Origin of the sequence: Pseudomonas marginalis (assembly GCF_024169655.1) — a bacterium.
In the GTDB taxonomy this organism is placed as follows: Bacteria; Pseudomonadota; Gammaproteobacteria; order Pseudomonadales; family Pseudomonadaceae; genus Aquipseudomonas; species Aquipseudomonas paraveronii.
The window spans coordinates 3,278,809-3,297,957 of sequence record NZ_JALJWV010000001.1 but is presented as its reverse complement, the minus strand read 5'-3'; the positions used below and the strand labels follow the sequence as shown (position 1 = coordinate 3,297,957).

15 protein-coding genes are annotated in these 19,149 nt (G+C 61.6%); 5 read left to right on the top strand and 10 right to left on the bottom strand.

The window, feature by feature from the left end:
• Window positions 1–32 precede the first annotated feature (32 nt).
• Together J2Y83_RS14900 and J2Y83_RS14895 are read right to left on the bottom strand one after the other, a co-directional pair.
• On the bottom strand, window positions 33–527 hold the full coding sequence (locus tag J2Y83_RS14900; protein WP_253396308.1) for a PaaI family thioesterase: 495 nt from the start codon (window positions 525–527) through the stop codon (window positions 33–35).
• Window positions 528–608: 81 nt separating this feature from the next.
• Complete coding sequence (locus J2Y83_RS14895) at window positions 609–1,499, bottom strand: DMT family transporter (protein WP_253396306.1); 891 nt, start codon at window positions 1,497–1,499, stop codon at window positions 609–611.
• 91 nt (window positions 1,500–1,590) lie between these two features.
• On the opposite strand from J2Y83_RS14895, the gene J2Y83_RS14890 reads away from it, so the two are divergent.
• The 3 genes from J2Y83_RS14890 (at window position 1,591) to J2Y83_RS14880 (ending at window position 3,939) form a co-directional block, all read left to right on the top strand.
• Window positions 1,591–2,916 carry a PLP-dependent aminotransferase family protein gene (locus tag J2Y83_RS14890; RefSeq protein ID WP_253396304.1) on the top strand — a complete coding sequence of 442 codons (1,326 nt, stop codon included), beginning with the start codon at window positions 1,591–1,593 and terminating at the stop codon, window positions 2,914–2,916.
• Between the two features lie 76 nt (window positions 2,917–2,992).
• Window positions 2,993–3,205 (top strand): DUF6434 domain-containing protein, encoded by a 213-nt coding sequence (locus J2Y83_RS14885; RefSeq protein ID WP_253396302.1) that lies wholly within the window; start codon window positions 2,993–2,995, stop codon window positions 3,203–3,205.
• Window positions 3,202–3,939: a CPBP family intramembrane glutamic endopeptidase gene (locus tag J2Y83_RS14880; RefSeq protein WP_253396300.1), complete on the top strand. Its 738-nt coding sequence runs from the start codon at window positions 3,202–3,204 to the stop codon at window positions 3,937–3,939. The genes J2Y83_RS14885 and J2Y83_RS14880 overlap by 4 nt, the downstream gene beginning before the upstream one ends.
• Window positions 3,940–3,990: 51 nt before the next feature.
• Here the strand turns inward: J2Y83_RS14880 and J2Y83_RS14875 are convergent, their stop codons facing one another.
• Together J2Y83_RS14875 and J2Y83_RS14870 are read right to left on the bottom strand one after the other, a co-directional pair.
• The gene (locus J2Y83_RS14875) at window positions 3,991–5,700 is read right to left on the bottom strand and encodes an amidase (protein ID WP_253396298.1); all 1,710 of its coding nucleotides are present in this window, start codon (window positions 5,698–5,700) and stop codon (window positions 3,991–3,993) included.
• 54 nt (window positions 5,701–5,754) lie between these two features.
• Window positions 5,755–6,543: a helix-turn-helix domain-containing protein gene (locus J2Y83_RS14870; protein ID WP_253396296.1), complete on the bottom strand. Its 789-nt coding sequence runs from the start codon at window positions 6,541–6,543 to the stop codon at window positions 5,755–5,757.
• Between the two features lie 82 nt (window positions 6,544–6,625).
• On the opposite strand from J2Y83_RS14870, the gene J2Y83_RS14865 reads away from it, so the two are divergent.
• Window positions 6,626–6,931 (top strand): DUF2834 domain-containing protein, encoded by a 306-nt coding sequence (locus J2Y83_RS14865; RefSeq protein WP_253396294.1) that lies wholly within the window; start codon window positions 6,626–6,628, stop codon window positions 6,929–6,931.
• A gap of 165 nt (window positions 6,932–7,096) precedes the next feature.
• On the opposite strand, the gene J2Y83_RS14860 is transcribed toward J2Y83_RS14865, so the two are convergent.
• Entirely contained in the window at window positions 7,097–8,308 is a 1,212-nt protein-coding gene (locus tag J2Y83_RS14860; RefSeq protein ID WP_253396292.1) for an MFS transporter, read from the bottom strand.
• A 103-nt stretch (window positions 8,309–8,411) separates the two neighbouring features.
• Between J2Y83_RS14860 and J2Y83_RS14855 the strand changes: the two genes are divergently transcribed.
• Complete coding sequence (locus J2Y83_RS14855; protein ID WP_253396289.1) at window positions 8,412–9,233, top strand: AraC family transcriptional regulator; 822 nt, start codon at window positions 8,412–8,414, stop codon at window positions 9,231–9,233.
• An 18-nt stretch (window positions 9,234–9,251) separates the two neighbouring features.
• Here J2Y83_RS14855 and J2Y83_RS14850 read toward each other — a convergent pair whose 3' ends face one another.
• The 5 genes from J2Y83_RS14850 to J2Y83_RS14830 all read right to left on the bottom strand — a co-directional run bounded on the left by J2Y83_RS14850 (window position 9,252) and on the right by J2Y83_RS14830 (window position 19,039).
• The gene (locus tag J2Y83_RS14850) at window positions 9,252–11,828 is read right to left on the bottom strand and encodes a bifunctional diguanylate cyclase/phosphodiesterase (protein ID WP_253396287.1); all 2,577 of its coding nucleotides are present in this window, start codon (window positions 11,826–11,828) and stop codon (window positions 9,252–9,254) included.
• Window positions 11,829–11,937: 109 nt separating this feature from the next.
• The gene (locus tag J2Y83_RS14845; protein ID WP_253396285.1) at window positions 11,938–13,044 is read right to left on the bottom strand and encodes an SEL1-like repeat protein; all 1,107 of its coding nucleotides are present in this window, start codon (window positions 13,042–13,044) and stop codon (window positions 11,938–11,940) included.
• A gap of 99 nt (window positions 13,045–13,143) precedes the next feature.
• Window positions 13,144–14,427 (bottom strand): SEL1-like repeat protein, encoded by a 1,284-nt coding sequence (locus J2Y83_RS14840; RefSeq protein ID WP_253396283.1) that lies wholly within the window; start codon window positions 14,425–14,427, stop codon window positions 13,144–13,146.
• Window positions 14,427–16,334: a phospholipase D-like domain-containing protein gene (locus J2Y83_RS14835; RefSeq protein WP_253396281.1), complete on the bottom strand. Its 1,908-nt coding sequence runs from the start codon at window positions 16,332–16,334 to the stop codon at window positions 14,427–14,429. Before J2Y83_RS14835 ends, J2Y83_RS14840 begins: the two co-directional genes overlap by 1 nt.
• Window positions 16,331–19,039, bottom strand: coding sequence for a type VI secretion system Vgr family protein (locus tag J2Y83_RS14830; protein ID WP_253396279.1), 2,709 nt, complete (start codon window positions 19,037–19,039; stop codon window positions 16,331–16,333). Before J2Y83_RS14830 ends, J2Y83_RS14835 begins: the two co-directional genes overlap by 4 nt.
• Between the last annotated feature and the right edge of the window lie 110 nt (window positions 19,040–19,149).

Genomic DNA, 19,149 nt, shown 5'->3' with positions numbered 1-19,149 from the left:
CGATTAGCGGTGCCAGTCAATGTAGACCAGGATCACTCATTGCGACCGTGGGCGGCGGCGGCCAATTGCCCGGTATCGACGCGCACGAACACCGAATCGCCGATCGCCGTGAGTACATCGCCGGCATACACCTCGCAGACCACACGACTTTTGCGCCCCACATCGCCCTCGACCCGGGCACGCAAGGTCAGCATGACGCCCAGGGGCGTGGGCTTGATGAATTTGATCCCGAGATGGCCGGTCACGCAGTCGATACGCGGCAGGCTGCCGGGTTCACGTTGTTCGGCGCGGTAGTGGTAGGCCATGGCGGTCCAGTTCGAGTGGCAGTCCACCAGCATGGCGATCAGGCCACCGTAGACCAGATCCGGCCAGCCGCTGTATTTCGCTTCCGGTTGGTGCTCGGCGACCACATGAACGCCATCGGCATCCCAACGGCTCTTGATATGCAGGCCGTGGGGGTTGCTGCCGCCGCAGCCGTAGCAGATGCCTTCGGGGGCGGTGGTGTCTTGCAGTGAAGGGGTGTGCATGCCAAGTCCTTATTGTTCTGGAGTGACTCTCCTGTTTAACAGGACACGCGCCGGATGGGAATAATGCCATCGCAGCAGACGCTAGCGCGCAAACCGCTTGGCCCCGGCCACGCAGCCGATCACCGCGACCGTCACCAACACCATGCCCAGGCTGACCTGCTCATGCAGCAGGCCCGCCGCCAGCGCCAGGCCGAAGAACGGTTGCAGTAGCTGCAACTGGCCGACCGCGGCGATGCCGCCCTGCGCCAGCCCGCGGTACCAGAACACAAACCCGATCAACATGCTGAACAGCGCCACATAGCCCAGGCTCAGCCATGCCGGCAGGCTGATGCCGGTGAAGGTCGGCGGCGCGAGCATCAGGCTCAACGGCAGCGCCACCGGCAACGACACCACCAGCGCCCAGCAGATCACTTGCCAGCCGCCCAGGCTGCGCGACAGCTTGGCGCCCTCGGCATAGCCCAGGCCGCAGACCAGCACCGCCAACAGCATAAGCAGGTCACCGGCCGGGGCGGCGCTCAGGCCCTGGGCGATGGCATAGCCCATCACCAGCGCACTGCCCAGGATCGAAAACAGCCAGAACACCGGGCGTGGCCGCTCGCCGCCGCGCAGTACGCCGAAGACTGCGGTGGCCAGCGGTAGCAGACCGATGAATACGATGGAGTGCGCGGAGGTCACATATTGCAGGGCCAGCGCCGTCAGCAAGGGAAAACCGATGACCACGCCAAGGGCAACGATGGCCAGGGGCATCCATTGCGCGCGCGTTGGGCGCTTTTCCTTGAATAACCACAATAGGCACAGTGCCAGCCCGCCGGCCAGGGTGGCGCGCAGCAGGGTGAGGAACACCGGCTCGAATTCCATCACCGCCAGGCGCGTCGCCGGCAGCGAACCGCTGAAAATCACCACGCCGATAAAACCATTGATCCAGCCCTGGGTGCTGTTGGCCAGGGGATTGAGCGGTGAGGTCTGTTCCATGAAGATGGCCCGAAAAAAGGAGAAGTTGCGTGCGGGCCATGCTAGGCATGAAGATTAAGACAATCAAAAAATTGTCATGGATACATCGCCGATGCCCCGCGCCCGTTACAAAACCCTGGTCGACACCTTTGCCGAGGACATCCGCAGCGGCAGGCTATCGCCCGGCGCCCGCCTGCCCACCCATCGACAACTGGCCGCGCGCCATGGCCTGGCGCTGGTCACCGCCAGCCGGGTGTATGCCGAGCTGGCGGCCATGGGCCTGGTCAGTGGTGAGACCGGTCGCGGCACTTTCGTGCGCGAGATTTCCCTGCCACCGGGACAGGGCAGTGGGCAGATGAGCGTGGCGCCGGGCATGCTGGATCTGAATTTCAACTACCCGTCATTGCCGGGTCAGGCCGATCTGCTGCGCACGGCGTTGCGTCAACTGGCGCTGTCGGGGGATCTGGAGGCGTTGTTGCGCTACCAGCCCCATGCCGGGCGCCAGCATGAGCGTGCGGCGGTGGCGCGCCATCTGCTGAGTCGAGGGCTGACGGTCGAGGCCGACCAAGTGCTGGTGGTCAGCGGCGCGCAACATGGGTTGGCCGTGACGCTGATGGCGCTGCTCAAACCGGGGGATGTAATCGCCGTCGACGCGTTGACGTATTCGGGGTTCAAGGTGCTGGCGGAGACCCTGCACCTGGAAATGCTGCCGATCGCAGTCACCGCCAGCGGCCCGGACCTCGATCATCTGCACAGCCTGTGTCGCCAGCGTCCGGTGCGTGCGGTGTACAGCATGCCGACCCTGCATAACCCGCTGGGCTGGGTAATGGGCCTGGAGCAGCGCGAACAGCTGGTGGTCATCGCCCGTCAGCATAATCTGATGATCATCGAGGACGCCGCCTACGCGTTTCTGGCAGAACATGCGCCACCGCCTTTGGCGACACTCGCACCGGAACGCACGGTGTATGTCGGCGGCCTTTCCAAAAGCGTCGCCACCGGCCTGCGGGTCGGCTTTGTGTCAGCCCCGGCGGCTTGGGTGAAGGCTCTGGAGCGCAGCATCATGGCCACGACCTGGAATGTGCCGGGGGTGATGAGCGCGATTGCAGTGGCCTGGCTCGACGACGGCACGGTCGCCCAGTTGGAAGCACAAAAACGCCAGGATGCCCAGGCGAGGCAGGCATTGGCGGCGCAGGTGCTGAAGGGGCTGGCGTACATCAGCCATCCCTCGTCGTATTTTCTCTGGTTACCCTTGGAGGAGGATGCCCGCGCCGATCAGATCGCAATGACCTTGCAGCGCGAAAATGTCGCCGTGTCCACCGCCGAACCGTTTGCCGTCGGCGCACATGTGCCCCATGCACTGCGCCTGGCGCTGGGTTCGGTGGGCATGACGGCGCTGCACGAGGCGTTGGTGGCGGTACGCAAGGTGGTGGCGTGGTGACGCTATCCGCCACTTCCTGCTTAAGTGGCACATCGCTATGCTACGGCGAAAACAACAAACCGCCTTGTGAGAAAAAATGGAATTTAATTGGCACAGCGACCCCATCACCCGCAGCACCCCGATCACCCCTCACTACAAAAACACCCAGAACGTGCGCCGTTTCATGCTTGAACACTGCGGCCCGAGGTTCAAGTTCGACCGCGCATTCATGGCCTGGATTCGCAACGACACGGCCAAAACCCTAGGCGACATGGTGGATGAGTGGCAGCGTCGAAACGACTGCTTATGATCACCCAAGGCATGTCGGTGCTGATCGACTACGGCACCCATTTGACGCCAGGCCTGCTGCTGTTCGGCGCGTGGTTCGCGCTCACACCCAGGTCGATGACGGCGATGCGCATCCTGATTCTGTTGGCGGCGTTTGTGCTGATGCGCGATGCGATGACGCCGTTGCGCATGTGGTCGCTCAGTGACGACGTGCAGATTGCATTCACCGCCAATGCCTTTGTGCTGGCGGCGCTGGGCGGTCTGTCGCTGTTGCTGGTTGCCGGGCTGGCGTGGGTGGCGCCGGATTTGTCGCGGTTGGTCCTGTGGTCCAAAGGTAATTGCGCCGTCGGACTGGCGACGGGGTTGGCGGTGGGCTGCCTGATCGGCGTACCGCTGCGGCTTTACCAGGGAGTGGATACGCAAGCGATCCACGACTACTGGGTGTGGCTGCCAGGCATGGTGGTATTGGCCTACGGCGCCAATGCGTTGGAAGAGGTGTTGTTTCGCGGTTATCTGCAGGGGTATCTGGAGCAACAACTGACGCCGCTGCGGGCGGCCTTGATCAGCGGCGTGGCGTTCGCGGCCTGCCATGCCTTCCTGGCCCTGAGCGTCACCCAACTGGGCTGGCCGGTGTTGCTGTTTACCCTGATCGAGGGGCTGGCCTGCGCATTGTTGCGCATGCGTCATGGTGTGTTGGCCGCGACGCTTGCCCATGGCACGGCGATCCTGTTGATTGCCGTGCCTCTCGGTGCCTGAGTAGCCTGCGCAACCATGTGGGAGCTGTGGCTCCCACATCTGGACCGCGCATCAGCGTGGCGCGAGCGCCGGTGTACGCGGCGGAATCAGGCGTTTGCTGCCAGTGGCCTCATACGCCGACGCCAGTCGCAGCAGCGTAGAGTCATCGTAGGCACGCCCGGCAAAGGTCAGCCCGACCGGCATGCCGATATCCGCCATCACGCCCATCGGCACGGTAACGGTCGGCACGCCCAGATGGCGAATGGCAAGGTTGCCGTTGGCTACCCACACGCCATTGCTCCAGGCGATATCAGCGGATGCTTCGTTCACATCGGCATCGGCAGGGCCGACGTCGGCCACGGTAGGGAAAATCACTGCGTCGAGGCCGAGCTTATCCATCCAGTCTTCCAGGTCGATGCGCCGGGTCTGTTCGAGGCCGCGCAAGCCGTCGGGCAGGGTGCTGATCTGGTCCCACGGGGTGATCCCGCGTTGGGCCATGCGCACGTATTCGTCCATGCCGGCGGCCAGTTCGTCCTCGCGGTTGGGCAAGGTGCCAGGGTCATGGGGGAAAATCTTCGGTCCGTCGACATCCGCCAGGCGGTTCAGGTTCGGGTCGTTATTGGCGCGCAAGAAATCATCGAAGGCCCACGCGGACAGTTCCCACAACTCATCGTGCAGAAATTCCTTGGACACCAGGCCACGGGTAAACACCGTCGGCGCGCCGGGACGGTCGCCTTCGCAGTTGGACACCAGCGGGAAATCCACCTCGATGACTTCGGCCCCGGCGGCTTCGAGGGCCTGGCGGGCGGCTTGCCACAGGGCGATGACACTGGCGCGGGTGATGATTTTTTGCCCGGTCGGGCCACCGATGCCGGGTTTCTCACTGGTGCCGGCGTCGGGGTCGGCGTTGATGTACATGCGCGGTACGCCAAAGCGTTTGCCCGCGAGGGATGCGGCTGTCGCGGCCAGTTCAGCGTAAGAAACCGGGCGCACCGAGGCGACGCTGGGGATCGGCACCCAAGGCTGTAGGCGCCACAGGTCGCCACGGGTGTCGGGGTCTTCGGCGACCACCACGTCGAGTACTTCCAGCAGGTCGGCCATGGTGCGTGCGTAAGGCACCACCACGTCCATGGTCGGGGTCAGTGGCCAGTTGCCGCGCACCGAAATCACCCCGCGGGACGGGGTGTAAGCACACAGGCCATTGTTCGACGCCGGGCCACGCCCGCTCGACCAGGTTTCTTCCGCCAGGCCGAATGCCGCGAAGCTCGCGGCAGTCGCGGTGCCGGCGCCGTTGGACGAACCGGAGGCAAACGGTGCCGTCAGGTAGGCGGCGTTATACGGGCTTTCCGCGCGGCCATACACGCCACGCTGCATGCCGCCATTGGCCATCGGCGGCATGTTGGTCTTGCCCAGGCAGATGGCGCCACCGGCCCGCAGCCGTTCGATGGTGAAGGCGTCGCGATGGGCAATCAGCTTGGCGAACGCCGGGCTGCCGGACGCCGCCGTGAGGCCCTTGACCAGGTAACTGTCCTTGGCGGTATAGGGAATGCCATCCAGTGGTCCGAGTGTTGCGCCCTTGGCCCGGCGGGCATCCGACGCCTGGGCTTCTTCCAGGGCTGCGGGGTTGCGCACCACCACGGCATTCAGCGCGGTCGCGGTCTGCGCACCGTCATAGGCGTCAATCCGCGCCAGGTAAGCCTGGACCAGTTCAACGGCCGTGGTCTGGCCGGACTCAAGCGCCGCGCGCAATTGGGCAATGGAGACTTCGGTAACTTGCATCACGTTTTTTTCGCCGCCTTCAAGTGGGGGTATGGCGGCAGTCTACGGACAGATATTTCACAAAACCAGCGACGAATAATCTTCGAAAGCGCGGCGCATGACCTGCCACGTGAAGTCGTCGGCGGGAATCAGATGCTCGATCCGCAGCGAGGCGAGGGTAATGTCCTGGGGCATGCCGAAGGTGGTGAAGGTCGATAGAAAGTTCAGCTCGCCCTGTGCCGAGCGCACGCGGGTCAACACCAGTGGCGGCATATCGCTGGGCAACTCGGCATGGGCGGGCACCGGCAGGCTGGCCAACAGCGCCGCCAACGACGGGTTGGCCAAGGCCTCGCGGGTTGCCCGTTGCCAGGCGAGAGTGCGGATCTCCTCGGCGTTGATCAGGTGATCGCCCAGGCCGCCCGATTGCAGCAAAGTGCTCAGCAGGTTCACGCCATCGGCCGCGTCCGGGTTGATCCCGACCAACCCAAAGAGCGCGGCGGTGCTGGTGTTGGCCGCTAGCACTTGCCACTCACTGCCGAGCAGAATCGCCGGCGCGGGGTTGTTGGCGTGCAGCACATGGCTGACGGCTTCGCGAATCGCCGACATGGCCGGCGAGGCGAGGGGGGTGGCGGTATAACGCGGGGCGAAGCCGGCGGCGAGGAATACGCGGTTGCACTGGTCGAGGGGCGCCTGCAGCGCGGTCAGCAGATTGTGCAAGGTGCCGGCGCTCGGCTTGGCGCGGCCGGTTTCCAGGCAACTGAGATGGCGCTGCGAAACACCGGTGATCAGGGCCAGGTCGAGCTGGCTCAAATGCGCCTGTCGGCGTAGCCGGCGCAAGTGTTCGCCGGCGGTAACAGGGTTGTCCATGCGTGACCATGACCTCCGAGGTCATTGCGAGGGGCTGAACCTTATCACTATCGTGGGCCTCGATCACTTCAAGGAAGAGACCATGCACAGACCCTATATCGCCCTGGCCGCTTTGCTCGGGTTTTCGCTGTATACGCTGATGACGATGCTGACCGCGCAGCAGTCGCTGCTGGAGTTTGGACGGCAACTGCTGTCGCAGCCGGACACCGCGCAAGTAGTGATCGACCTGTACCTGATGGCGCTGCTGGCCTGTGTGTGGATGTACCGCGATGCCCGGCGGCGAGGGCGTTCGGTGGTTTCGGTGCTGCCTTACTGGGTGCTGACGGCGCTGTTCGTTTCGGTGGGGCCGCTGCTGTATATCGTCGTCAATGGGTTGCGGGATGAATGAGCTTTTGCGTGTCTACGCACTGTGCGCTTGGCGCACTCTGGCCTATGGGGTGCTCGGCTCCAGAATGACCTAAAGGGAGCCGACCTCCTCAAACGCTAACTGTAGGAGCCGGCCCCGTGCGATCTGCCCGCCGAATACCGTCACACTCGTGGCAGGCTCAATCGATCAAACGCCCTTGGTCGAGGGCAACAGGATCGTCAGAACCCCCACCAGCGGCAGGAACGAGCACAGCTTATAGACGTACTCGATGCCATGGCTGTCCGCGAGCAACCCCAGCAATGCGGCGCCGATACCGCTGAAGCCGAACATCAGGCCAAAGAACACGCCGGCAATCATCCCGACATTGCCCGGCACCAGTTCCTGGGCGAAGACGACGATGGCCGAGAACGCCGAGGCCAGGATGAAACCGATCACCACGCTGAGCATCGCGGTCCAGAACAGGTCGACATAGGGCAGCGCCAGGGTGAACGGCGCTGCACCAAGGATGGAGAACCAGATGACGGTCTTGCGCCCGATCCGGTCGCCGATTGGCCCGCCAAAGAAGGTGCCTGCGGCCACTGCGCCGAGGAACAGGAACAGGTAGAGCTGGGAACTGGCGACCGACAGGTTGAATTTCTCGATCAGATAGAAGGTGAAATAGCTGGTCAGGCTGGACATGTAGAAGTACTTGGAAAACACCAGCACGGCCAGCACCGCCAGGGCGAAGGTCACACGGCTTTTCGACAGGCCGTGGGTGGCTTTGCTGCCTTGCTTGAGCTTGAACAGGTTGAGGTGGTTGCGGTACCAGCGGCTCAAGCCATACAGCACCAGGATCGCGAACACCGCAAACAGGCCGAACCAGGCGATCTGCCCTTGACCATAGGGAATCACGATCGCCGCCGCCAACAGCGGGCCGAACGCGCTGCCGGCGTTGCCGCCGACCTGGAAGGTCGATTGCGCCAGGCCGTAGCGCCCGCCGGAAGCCAGGCGCGCCACCCGTGACGTTTCCGGGTGGAAGGTCGATGAGCCGACGCCGATCAGCGCCGACGCCAGCAAAATCGCCGGGAACGTGCCGACAAACGCCAGCATCAGGATGCCGATCAAGGTACACACCATGCCCGCCGGCAGCAGCCAGGGCTTGGGGTGGCGGTCGGTGTGGTAGCCGATCCACGGTTGCAGCAGGGAAGCGGTCAGTTGGAAGGCCAGGGTGATCAGGCCGACCTGGGTGAAGCTCAGTCCATAGTTGGCCTTGAGCATTGGGTAGATCGAGGGCAGCACGGCCTGGATCAGGTCATTGATCAAATGCGCCAGGGCGCAGGCGCCGAGAACGCGCATGACCAAGGGGCTGACGTGGGGCGGGCTGGAGGCGGCGGCGGGAGACGCGGTCAAGGTCGACATGCAGGCATTCCATACAAGGCAGTGAACGACGGGGAGGCGGGCAGCGATGATTTAAACCGCCGCTCCATGGATGAACTCGGTGTTTATGCTAGATTTGCCGAAAATGCCTGTCTCACGAAATTCGGGCAGCAAACATCGCAAAAAGGGCGAAGCCATCAAAACACTGGATAAATTTCTGCGGGATATCGACGAGGGCGAATGGGCCGTCATCAGTTCGGCCACCGACTATGCCGATAACTGGGTGATCCCCGAGCACAGCCACGAGAAGCATCAACTGCTGTACGCCACCGAAGGCGTGATGGTGGTGCATTCGGCGCAAAATCAGTGGACGGTGCCGCCCAATCGCGGCTTCTGGATGCCCTGCGGGCACGTGCATTCCCTGCGCTGTGTCGGCGCGCTGAAAATGCGCAGTGTATTTGTGCGCCCCGCGAGTTTTCCGAACCTGCCGAGCGAAACCAAGGCCGTCAGCATTTCACCGCTGCTCAGTGAACTGATCAAGGCCTCGGTCAGCTTGAAGCCGCCGTATGCCGAAGATTCGCGGGACGCGCGGATCATGCACCTGATCCTCGACGAGCTCGCCCTGTTGCCGGCCTTGCCGCTGTCCCTTCCCCAGCCTGCAGACCCGCGCATCCGCCGGATTTGCCTGGCGTTGCAGGATGACCCGGGCGATGCCTCGACCGTGGCGGATTGGAGTGAGCGCCTGGGCCTGGACCAGACCACCATCCAGCGCCTGTTTCGCCGCGAAACCGGGCTGACTTTCGGCCAGTGGCGCCAGCAAGCACGGTTGCTGCTGGCGCTGGAGCGGATAGCGGTGGGGGAAAAAATCATCGATGTGGCGTTTGAGCTGGGCTATGAAAGCCCCAGCGCTTTTACCAGTATGTTCAAGAAGCAGTTTGGCAAGACGCCGAGTCAATTCTTTCGCTAGCGCCAGGCTCGTCGAGCGTTAACACGGCGGGGTGCTCGCGTACACGTCCAGCAGGCTGTTGAAGGCGTCGATGTCCAGCGGTCGGCTGAGGAAATAGCCTTGACCTTCGTCACACGCCACAGCCTTGAGCAGTGCCAGGTGTTCGGCGGTTTCAATCCCTTCTGCCGTTACCGTCAGCGACAGGGCGCGTCCCAAGCCGACAATGGCCTGAATAATCGCCTTGTCATCGGCGCTGTCCTCCAGCCGGTTCAAGAAGCTGCGGTCGATTTTCAACCCGTCGAACGGGAACGCGCGCAAGTAGCTTAAGGATGAGTAGCCGGTGCCGAAGTCATCCATGGCGATGCGGATACCCAGGTGCTTGAGGGTGTGCATGACCTCAAGCGCGCGGACGGCATCGTCGAGCATCACGCTTTCGGTGATTTCCAGCTCCATGCGCGTCGGCTCGATGCCTGATTTGTGCAGGGCTTGCCGCACACGCTCGACCAGGTTGCCGCGCTTGAATTCGGTGGGCGACAGGTTTACCGACACAAAAAGCTGGTCCGGCCACTGCGCGGCGCACGCGCAGGCGGTTTCAAGCACCCAGTCGCTCAGCGAGAGGATCAACCCCGACTCTTCGGCAATCGGAATGAACGTGTCCGGTGCGATCAGGCCACGCTCCGGGTGTTGCCAGCGCACCAGCGCTTCGGCGCCGACCATTTGCCCGTCGCTGATGCGATAGCGCGGTTGGAAGTGCAGGCGCAATTCTGCGTGCTTGATCGCAAACCGCAGGTCGCTTTCCAGGCGGCGCCGTTCGATGATCCGCGCGTTCATTTCGCCGGAATAAAAACGCCAGGTATTGCGCCCGGCCGCCTTGGCTTCGTACAGGGCGATATCGGCGTAGCGCAGTAACTCGGCGGCCCCGTTGGCGTCATTGGGCGCGAGGGCAATGCCGATACTGGCGCTGATGAACACGTCCTGCTCGTCGACTCGGATCACCCGTTCGACAGACTCGATCAAGCGCCGGCACAGGGCTTCGACTTCGTCCTGGGCGCCGGCGTCGATGAGGATCAGCACAAATTCATCGCCGCCGACGCGGGCGACCAGGTCACCGTGGCGCACGCAATCGGAGAGGCGGCTCGATACCTCATTGAGCACACGGTCGCCGGCCGCATGCCCGAGCAAGTCATTGACCGGCTTGAACCGGTCCAGGTCCAGGCTGAGCATGACCAAAGGGTGCTCCAGGGTGGGCAACGCTTTGAGTTTTCCGTCCAGAAACGCTTGCAGGCGCGTGCGATTGGGCAGCCCGGTGAGGGCGTCGTGCAGGGACAGGAACTCGATGCGGCGCCGCGCTTCGACTTCTTCGGTCACATCGGTGGCGGTCCCGCGAAACCCGCCGCAGGGCATCCCGCGCGCCGACAGCCGGGTGGTGCGCTCCCGCCCCTGGGCGTCGACGTAGCGACACTGAATGCTGATGTCCGCGAGCCGCCCGGGCGTGGTCAGCCACTGTGAAAGGGCATCGGCATCGATGTCCAGCAGGTCGTGCAGGGGGGCGTCGATCCAGGCCTGGCGGTCCAGGCCCGTGACGCTTTCGAAGCGTTCCGACAGGTAGGTAAAACGCAACTGGTCGTCTATTTCCCAGACCCAGTCCGAACTGGCTTCCACCACATCGCGAAAGCGCGCTTCGCTGGTGGCCAACGCGTTTTGACTGTCTTGCAGCGAGGTGTGGGTGGTATCGAGGGCTTGGGCGTCCGCCGTGGTACGGCGCACAATCAGCCAGGTCATCAGGCACACCAGCAACGCCGCCAGGCCCAGCAACGGCAAGCCGACAACCATCAGCCGCACACCGGGCCGTTCGGGGCGCCAATGCAGGCTGCCGGCCGCGCCGTTATCACCCAGGGCAAACAACAAGGTTTGGCCGATTTCATCGGGTTTGGCGATGTGCAGGTGATCGACGCCAAAATCGTTGCCGATTTCGGTCAGCTTGGCGCTGTTGAGGATGTCGATGAAGAGCAATACCGAGGCCTTTCGGCCATCCGCTATCACGGTGGGGTCAGTGCCTGGCGTTAACGCCGCTGCCGCCACCAGTGTGGGGTTGCCGCGCACGTTAATGAACCTCGTGATCGGTGCGTCCTCAGCAGCGCTTGCGCGTGCTTGTTCGAGCATCGCCGTGATGGGCTGGTCGAGCCATTCGGAGAGCTCGATCGGTTGCATCTTGCCCTCGACCACCGCGTACACCGTGCGGTCCAGGTCGTTGACGACAAACACGCCTTGAAAACCGAAATCATGGAACAGCGTGGAGCCGACGTTGTCGCGAGCATAGGCCCAATCCGTGTCCACGTTAATGTGCAGGTGTTTGTAGGCATCGCCCCAGAACGCGTAATCCTTGACGGTCATGCGCTGGGATTTTTCCAGGGATTGCACCGCCTTGCGCGTGTAGAAGGCGCTTTCGCTGTCTTCGAATCGGTCCAGCTCGTGGGCGAGGTACACCAGTGAATAACTGGCTGCTGCAAACACGCAGGCGAGCAGCGCGACGCACTGGAACAGCGACGTGCGCGCCATCGACAGGCTGGTGCGCTGGGAAAGGTTGCGAATGATCGGGGCGAGGGTATTTGGCATTGATTCTCGCAGGGCGTCGCCGCTTGTCAGGGTGATGACAGGCTATCGGCAGCCTTGCGGGGAAAATGAGCGTTTGAGGCGCGGCGCGCCCAATATCCCGGTACCTGGCTCAAGTGTGGGCGGGTGGCCTTAGTTGATTCGAGGCATGGAACCTCATCCCAACAGCCGCGGGAGAGGAGGGCGTGGGTCTGCCGGTTGCAGGTTCAAGGAGTTTGGCTTTGGCCAACTGCTGGATCAGCGCTTCGCTGGGCTTTTTTGGCGGGACATTAGCCAGGCGTGCTTCCAGCCATTGCAGTTTGCCGTCCCAGGCGGGGAGTTTGGCGGGGAGTTTGGCGGGGGGTAGGGGGAGGATTTCGTTGATTTCGGGGACTTTGGGGGCGGCATAGGAGTAGTTTGCGAGAATTCGCCAGATTTTCTCATAGCGTTCGGCGCGCTCAAGGTCTTCCTGCTGGCCGAGGTAGTACAAACGATCATCCGACTTGGGGCCGAGAAAGCCTTTACTCAGAAAGGACGCGGAGGTGCTGTCACCTGCAATTAACCCAAGTTGAAATGCCTCAAGGGCCTCCTGATAGTGTCCATCTGTCGACAGGTCAACTCCTAGCGCCCTGGCGGCCTTACCATGGCCCTGTTCGGCCGAGCATCGGCGCATCTGCCGGGCAATGTTCGGAGCAATGTTGATTGGCGCCAGTATGTCCCCCACTTCGTACTGGGCTTGCGCGCTGCCCTGATAGGCGGCCTTACGAAAGTAACGCAATGACATGGCCGTATCCTGCTTCAGCCCAGCCGAGCCGCTTTTCAGAAAGAGGCCGATAAAGTAGTACCCCGTCGCCACATTCGCGTCGATCAGTTGCTGGCTCAGGCGCAGGTGTTCGTCGCCACTGAGCGTGAAGTGGCCGCGCATGGTGCCGTTTTGCAGGTTGATGTTGGCTTTGTAATGGCCATTCTCGGCAGCAATCCGGTACAGGCGCTCGATCTCGGCGTCGACGCTTTTGTCCTGCTTGAGCAGGTTGTTTTTCTGGAGCCAGCGAGCGTATTGAAACAGCTCATCGGCCTCGGCGGACGGCGAAGGAATTTGCTCGTGTACACAGGTAAAGGCCAGCTTGGCTTTGATCTCGGTCAGTGGGTTCACGAAAGTGTCCTGGGTCGGGTGAGTAGGGGCGCTGCCGCTATCGCAGGCAGCCAGCAGCAGGCTTGTCAGCAATAGGAGTCTGCGCATCAGTCAAGGTCCTTCACGATCTTTCCACCCTAATCATGTCGACGCGACCGATAGAGCCGTACCGCCGCCGGTTGTCTTGTCGCCGACGCGAAAGATGCCTCACCCCAACAGCCGCCATTCGATGCTTTCCTCATTGACTGTGATGATGTCGGGCAGCAAAAAACGCGGCTTGTGACTCTCAACCTGCAGGGTGGGCATGATCTCGTTCTTCTCAAAACGGCGGATCACGCCATCGTTGAACCGCGCGTAAACATCGCGACTCAGGCTGAATGCCCGCCAATAGCCAGTCTGGGGGCAGGCCTGGCCGCTGGTGCAGGTCGGTTCGGGGTAGCTGGCCTTGATGAACGCGGGGGAGTCGGGCGTGGGTCTGCCGGTTGCAGGTTCAAGGAGTTTGGCTTTGGCCAACTGCTGGATCAGCGCTTCGCTGGGCTTTTTTGGCGGGACATTAGCCAGGCGTGCTTCCAGCCATTGCAGTTTGCCGTCCCAGGCGGGGAGTTTGGCGGGAGGTAAGGGGAGGATGTCGTTGATTTCGGGGACTTTGGGGTTGGCGTAGGAGTAGTCCGCTAGCAGGCTCCAGATTTTTTTATAGCGGTCAGCACGTTCGAGGTCTTTCTGTTGGCCGAGGTAGTACAGTCCATCGGTAGAAGGAGGACCAAGGAAGCCTTTACTCAAAAAAGATGCCGAGGTGTCATCTCCCGCAGCCACTCCCAATTGGAATGCCTCAAGTGCGCTCTGGTACTGGCCCAGTCCTTGAAGATTGATACCCAGGTCGGAAGCCGCATCACCATGTCCCTGCTCGGCGGCGCAACGGCGCATCTGGCGGGCGACCTCTGGGGCCATGTCGCTCGGTGCCAGCTTGTCACCCACAGAGTACTGAGCGTGGGCACTGCCCTGATCGGCCGCCTTGCGAAAATAGCGCAATGACATAGCCGTATCCTGCTTCAGTCCGGCAGAACCGTTCTTTAGGAAAACGCCGATAAAGTAATATCCCGTTGCCACGTTCACGTCGATCAGTTGCTGACTCAGGCGCAGGTGTTCGGCACCACTGAGCGTGAAGTGGCCGCGCATGGTGCCGTTTTGCAGGTTGATGTTGGCTTTGTAATGGCCATTCTCGGCAGCAATCCGGTACAGGCGCTCGATCTCGGCGTCGACGCTTTTGTCCTGCTTGAGCAGGTTGTTTTTCTGGAGCCAGCGAGCGTATTGGAACAGCTCATCGGCCTCGGCGGACGGCGAAGGAATTTGCTCGTGTACACAGGTAAAGGCCAGCTTGGCTTTAATCTCGGTCAGTGGGTTCACGGCAGGGTCCTGAGTAGGGTGAGTAGGGGCGCTGCCGTTATCGCAGGCAGCCAGCAGCAGGCTTATCAGCAATAGGAGTCTGCGCATCAGTCAAGGTCCTTCACGATCTTTTCGCCGTAGTGAAATTTGACAAGTGGGGCCCAGGGCACTCCTGTTTTCTTATCTGCCTGGAGATCTTTGTTTTTTTTGATGATGCCCGTCCAAGCATCGAACGCCTCCTTCGGATCATCCTGCGCCCCCCTCCCATCCGTATGCAGATCCCACAACCTGCGCCGCAACGCCCGCGTCACACTCATCCACTCATGCGCAATGTTCAGCTCGCTATCCACCTGCATGCTGCGCGTGTTGATATTCGCCGAGCCGTGGGTGGTGAACACGTCATTGACGATCATCAACTTGGAATGGATGTACACCGGCATCCACTGCTGCCCCGCCGGCGAATCAGGCGCGACCAGCGAGCACACGTGGATTTTCAGGCCTGGGCGCGACTCTGGTTCAAGCGTGCTTTGCTCAATCGCCGCGATCTGGGCTTTGAGAGCTCTCTGTCGAGACGCATTGTTTCTGGCGGCGTCCCGTTGGGCTTCACGGGCCTTATCGCTTATCGCGTCACCCCCCAGTGCGTCGGTCAGGCTGGTCAACGTGAGCAAGGCTTGTCGCTCAAGCAGTTCAGCCAAGGTCGGCGTCTGCGCGTTGGCTTGGGCTTTCGCCCGTTCAATGCGCTGCAACTTGGTGATTTCAGGAATGGTATCGCCGCGTCCGAGGCTTTCGAGCATGCGCTGGGTGTTCAAGCTCCCCGGACCCACGCCGTCTGGGCTGGCATTGGTGATTACAAACAGATGTAAATTGCCATGCAGGCCTGGATCGCGCCCTGCGCGCGTTTGTTTCGCTGCCGCCGTCTTGATGGCTTCCGCCAACGGCGGCCAGCGAAAGTACTGGTTCTCGATGTAGATGAATTGGGTCGCGTTGTTGACCGCCTTCAGGTAGATCTTTTCGATATCGCGCTTGCCGTCTTGTGCCTGGGTACGCACGATTTGGGCCAGCTGGCGGGTGACGCCGGGGGCGCATTGCAGTTGGGGGGCCACCGCCATCGCTTTGCGCGATGCGAGCAGGTCTTCGCCGGTTTCCTTGCGCCAGGCGGTGGCGAAGTTATGGTGCAGGTGCTCCAGAATCGGCCCGCTGATCTGGCTGGAAATATCCTGGCGTGGTGTGTTGCCACGCGGCCCGCGATTGGGTGCAGGCTTGCTGCCCTCGGTGCGGTTCAGTGCTGAGTGCTTGTCGGTGTCCCAGTACTCGTCGAGCATGTTGTGGCCCATGACAAAACCAACGGCGCGGTCTGTCTGTTCATAGTCGATCAGGACGGTCTTCTGATGGTGGGTCGCAGTGCTGGCCAGCACGCCCAACGTGCTGAGGCTGAGCTGTGGGTCGAGGCTTTTGTATTTGGCCTGATAGGCAATTTCAGCCCGTTCATACATGCTGAAACCGCGGCCGACAAACACTGGCACATTACGAGCCACTCGGATCGCGGGCGCCAAGTGATCGGCGAATGCACATCGGGAAAACCATTTCCGATCTTCGGCATATTGGTCAGCGGTGGAGCTCTGCATCGCCCGATCCTCGATACGAAGCGGTCCTTTACCGGGCAGGTTGGCCTCGCCCCCTGCGCCCGCAGCATTGAACGGCATCTCCCAACCGAGCACCCGAACCTCGATCCCTTTCCCGGCTTTGGCCATCAGCAGTTCGCCAATGCTTGGGGCACTGCCATCGCGGATAAAGTACATCGACGGTTGAAACCCCCAGCAGATGATGTCGATGGTTTTAGTGGCTTGGGCGATAGCCAGATGCACGGCCTCGAAGGCTTCTTCACCGTTGATCAGCGGCTGATAGGTGGCTTTCGCAGGAGGGTACTCGGTGTTCTGCACGTACCAGGGCGCGGAGCAGGTCACCTGCTGGGTGTGTTGCAGGGCGACGGGGGCGACGATATCGGGTTCAGTCATGAAGTTTTCCCTTCCTGGTCATTGATCACGGCGGCATACAGGGCACGGTGATCCGTGTGCGATGTGGGTTGGCTCACCTCGGTGTCGGCTCGCGAGAGGTGGTTGTGCATGCCGCCATTGGCCAGGTGTGCTTGTTCGGCATTGCGATAGTCAGTAGGCACCGGGATCTGGTAGCTCACCCCGTTGGCCAACACAATTCGGTACTGCTGCGTCACGACCGCGTGGTCGATCGACACTTGCCCGGACTTGTCCAATACGCCGTGATTGAGCACTGCACCATCGGCGTAGAGCGTGTAGGGCATGCCTGCCCAGCCTTGATCAGGGGCATTGGGGGTTTGCGGCACGTTGAACCGCAACGCTTGTTTGAACAGGCTTTGTGGGTACTCCGGATCTGCGGCTTTCTGGCTGGCTGGACCGAGGGCTTCGAAGTACGCCGATTTGATCAGGTAGTCGCCCAGGGTCCCTGACTCGATGCTGCTCGCATCGAGGGTGATGTAGCTGCCACCGGCATTCAGGGTGATTTTCTTCTTCGCGACGATACGGATTTCATCTTCGCTGCTGATGATCTCCAGACCCTGGCGGGCCATCAGTTGCAGCGCGTCGTTTTGTGCCTGGATCTTTACCGGGCCCTGGTTGGCAATCAATTGGATGCCCAGCTTGCGCACGAACAGGCTTACCCCTTGTCCCACGCCGATGAACAGGCGCTTTACCACACTGATATCCGCCTCGGCTCCGGCGTTGATCATCAGGTTGTCCTGAGCGGCCAATTGCAGGTGCTGGCCGCTGGTTACGGCAACGCCTTGGGGGGCGCTGAGCAATACGACCGAGGCCTTGAGTTGATCGAGCTGCTCTCGCATCAATTTCAGTTGCGCTTGCACATCCGCTGGATCTGCGTTGGCGGCCTGGGCATCGGTCGATAATCCTTCCAACTGATCACTCGCCTGTTGCAACCGACCCAGCGCGGCGCTCATTTCCAGCATGTGTCCCTGAGCCTTGGGTTGTGCGTCGGCACTGATCAAGATCCCACTACCGGCACGAATGGCGGCATGCCCATCGGTCCGCAACTCCGCGCCCTGGCCTCGCGGTTGGCGCTTAGCATCAACCAAATGCCCCAGGTTGAGCTGGCTCTTACCACTGTGCTCAGTACTGAGCTTCACGTGTTCTTGCCCTCGCGTGTCGTCCATGCGTAATTTGTTATTGGCGGGGGTGCGCAAGACGTTGCGTTTGTAGTTGCGCAAGGTCACATGGTCAGGATGCTGGCTGTCGTGCAGGGCATGGGCGATGTAGGGCCGGTCGGGGTCGCCTTGTTCAAAGGCGATGGCCACTTCGGTGCCGGGAATCAGCGGCAGGTGCAAGCCGTGCGTGTCGCCGGCGTAGGGCCTGGCCAGGCGGAGCCAGAGGCTTTCTTCGCCGGGTTTCCAGGTGTCGCGGTCGAACAGGAAATTGACCTTGTAGCGGCCTTCGATGTCGATGTGGCCATAGGGATCATGGGCTTGTGGGCTGGTAACACGGGCCGGAATGCTGCCGGCGATTTGCGGTTTTTCCTTCAACTCTGGGCGAAAGCACACGGTTTCCGAGTACGGAATGGCTTCAAAGTTGATTTCAAAACTGCGATCACGGGCGGCGTGGGTGGTCAGTTGCGTGATCACCGCGCCGGGAGCAAAGGCCTGCGGCGCGCCGCCAGAGATGTTCAGGACTTGGCCGGGCGCCAGGGTGGCGCTGCTGCTGACGCCGCTGAGTCGCGTCTGGCCGTTGAGGTAACGCTCGTGACGCAGCCGGGCATAGAAGTAGCCACTTTCACTTTGCAGGTCTTCGTCATGGGCGTATCGGTCGCCCATCCCCGTATAGGCCTCGGCGTAGTGAAAAGCCTCGCCGTAGGTACCGCTGGCGCCACGGGTCTGGTCGATCTCGCCATTTAGATGCGCGTTGGCCACGCGGTGATTGTAGGTGCGGATGTTGACGCGCTTTTCCACCACCTGGTGGCTCGATTGCAGGCCCCACGTGCTGTCTTTTCCGCTGCTGCTAAGCCCGGATTGCGGGAGGTAGGCCAACTCGACATCGAATGTGTAATGACGCTGGTCGTCGTGAAATTCCACCACGTCGATGTTCAACCGCTCATCGTGGGTGAAGCGATACCAGATGCCCACATCGGCCAATAAGCGCGAGATAAAGGCCAGGTCGCTTTCGCCATATTGCATGACCTGTTCGCGCCTGGGGTATTCGCGCACCAGCTTGAAGAGGAAGTCCTGGCCTTCAAAGTCGTGGCGGCTGCGCAGGATGCTTTCGACGATCTGCGGGACAGATTGGTGTTGATAAATGCGGAACTGGCGGCCTCGCCCAAGCAGGGCCAGGCGCGGTTGCAGAGTGATTTCGTAGCGGGCTTCATCAACGGAGCCGGACAGGCGCTTGAAGCCGGTGACCACGCCGTGCAAGACACGCAGCGGTTTGATCGAGGGTACGCTCAGGCCCCGAATGCGCGGCGGTTGCGGTGCACCGTACAGACTGAAACGGGCGTTTTGGCCAAGCATCTTTTCGGCGGCAATGTCGCCGTCGGTGCTGGTGAACTCCACAAGATAGTTGAACAGTTGGCTCAGGCCCTCTGTGCCCTTGAAGGCCAGGACGTCGAGCGACTCGTCAATATCACGAACAATGAGTGTGTGCCGACTATGGTCGAAGAAAACGCTCGGTAATACGCTGGAAGCCATTCCTTTCACTCCTAGACGCGAAAGTCCGAAGAGTAAAGAATTGGTATCGGTGATTAATGTCGGAAGATTCGCCTTTACGAGACAGGTACTTCCTGAACGTGTTTTCGAGC

Coding starts and splice junctions, on each gene's coding strand:
- J2Y83_RS14870 (WP_253396296.1), bottom strand. CDS start 6,543: ATGGACAACCCTGTTACCGCCGGCGAACACTTGCGCCGGCTACGCCGA.
- J2Y83_RS14835 (WP_253396281.1), bottom strand. CDS start 16,334: ATGACTGAACCCGATATCGTCGCCCCCGTCGCCCTGCAACACACCCAG.
- J2Y83_RS14845 (WP_253396285.1), bottom strand. CDS start 13,044: ATGCGCAGACTCCTATTGCTGACAAGCCTGCTGCTGGCTGCCTGCGAT.
- J2Y83_RS14830 (WP_253396279.1), bottom strand. CDS start 19,039: ATGGCTTCCAGCGTATTACCGAGCGTTTTCTTCGACCATAGTCGGCAC.
- J2Y83_RS14900 (WP_253396308.1), bottom strand. CDS start 527: ATGCACACCCCTTCACTGCAAGACACCACCGCCCCCGAAGGCATCTGC.
- J2Y83_RS14890 (WP_253396304.1), top strand. CDS start 1,591: ATGCCCCGCGCCCGTTACAAAACCCTGGTCGACACCTTTGCCGAGGAC.
- J2Y83_RS14840 (WP_253396283.1), bottom strand. CDS start 14,427: ATGCGCAGACTCCTATTGCTGATAAGCCTGCTGCTGGCTGCCTGCGAT.
- J2Y83_RS14855 (WP_253396289.1), top strand. CDS start 8,412: ATGCCTGTCTCACGAAATTCGGGCAGCAAACATCGCAAAAAGGGCGAA.
- J2Y83_RS14865 (WP_253396294.1), top strand. CDS start 6,626: ATGCACAGACCCTATATCGCCCTGGCCGCTTTGCTCGGGTTTTCGCTG.
- J2Y83_RS14850 (WP_253396287.1), bottom strand. CDS start 11,828: ATGCCAAATACCCTCGCCCCGATCATTCGCAACCTTTCCCAGCGCACC.
- J2Y83_RS14860 (WP_253396292.1), bottom strand. CDS start 8,308: ATGTCGACCTTGACCGCGTCTCCCGCCGCCGCCTCCAGCCCGCCCCAC.
- J2Y83_RS14895 (WP_253396306.1), bottom strand. CDS start 1,499: ATGGAACAGACCTCACCGCTCAATCCCCTGGCCAACAGCACCCAGGGC.
- J2Y83_RS14885 (WP_253396302.1), top strand. CDS start 2,993: ATGGAATTTAATTGGCACAGCGACCCCATCACCCGCAGCACCCCGATC.
- J2Y83_RS14880 (WP_253396300.1), top strand. CDS start 3,202: ATGATCACCCAAGGCATGTCGGTGCTGATCGACTACGGCACCCATTTG.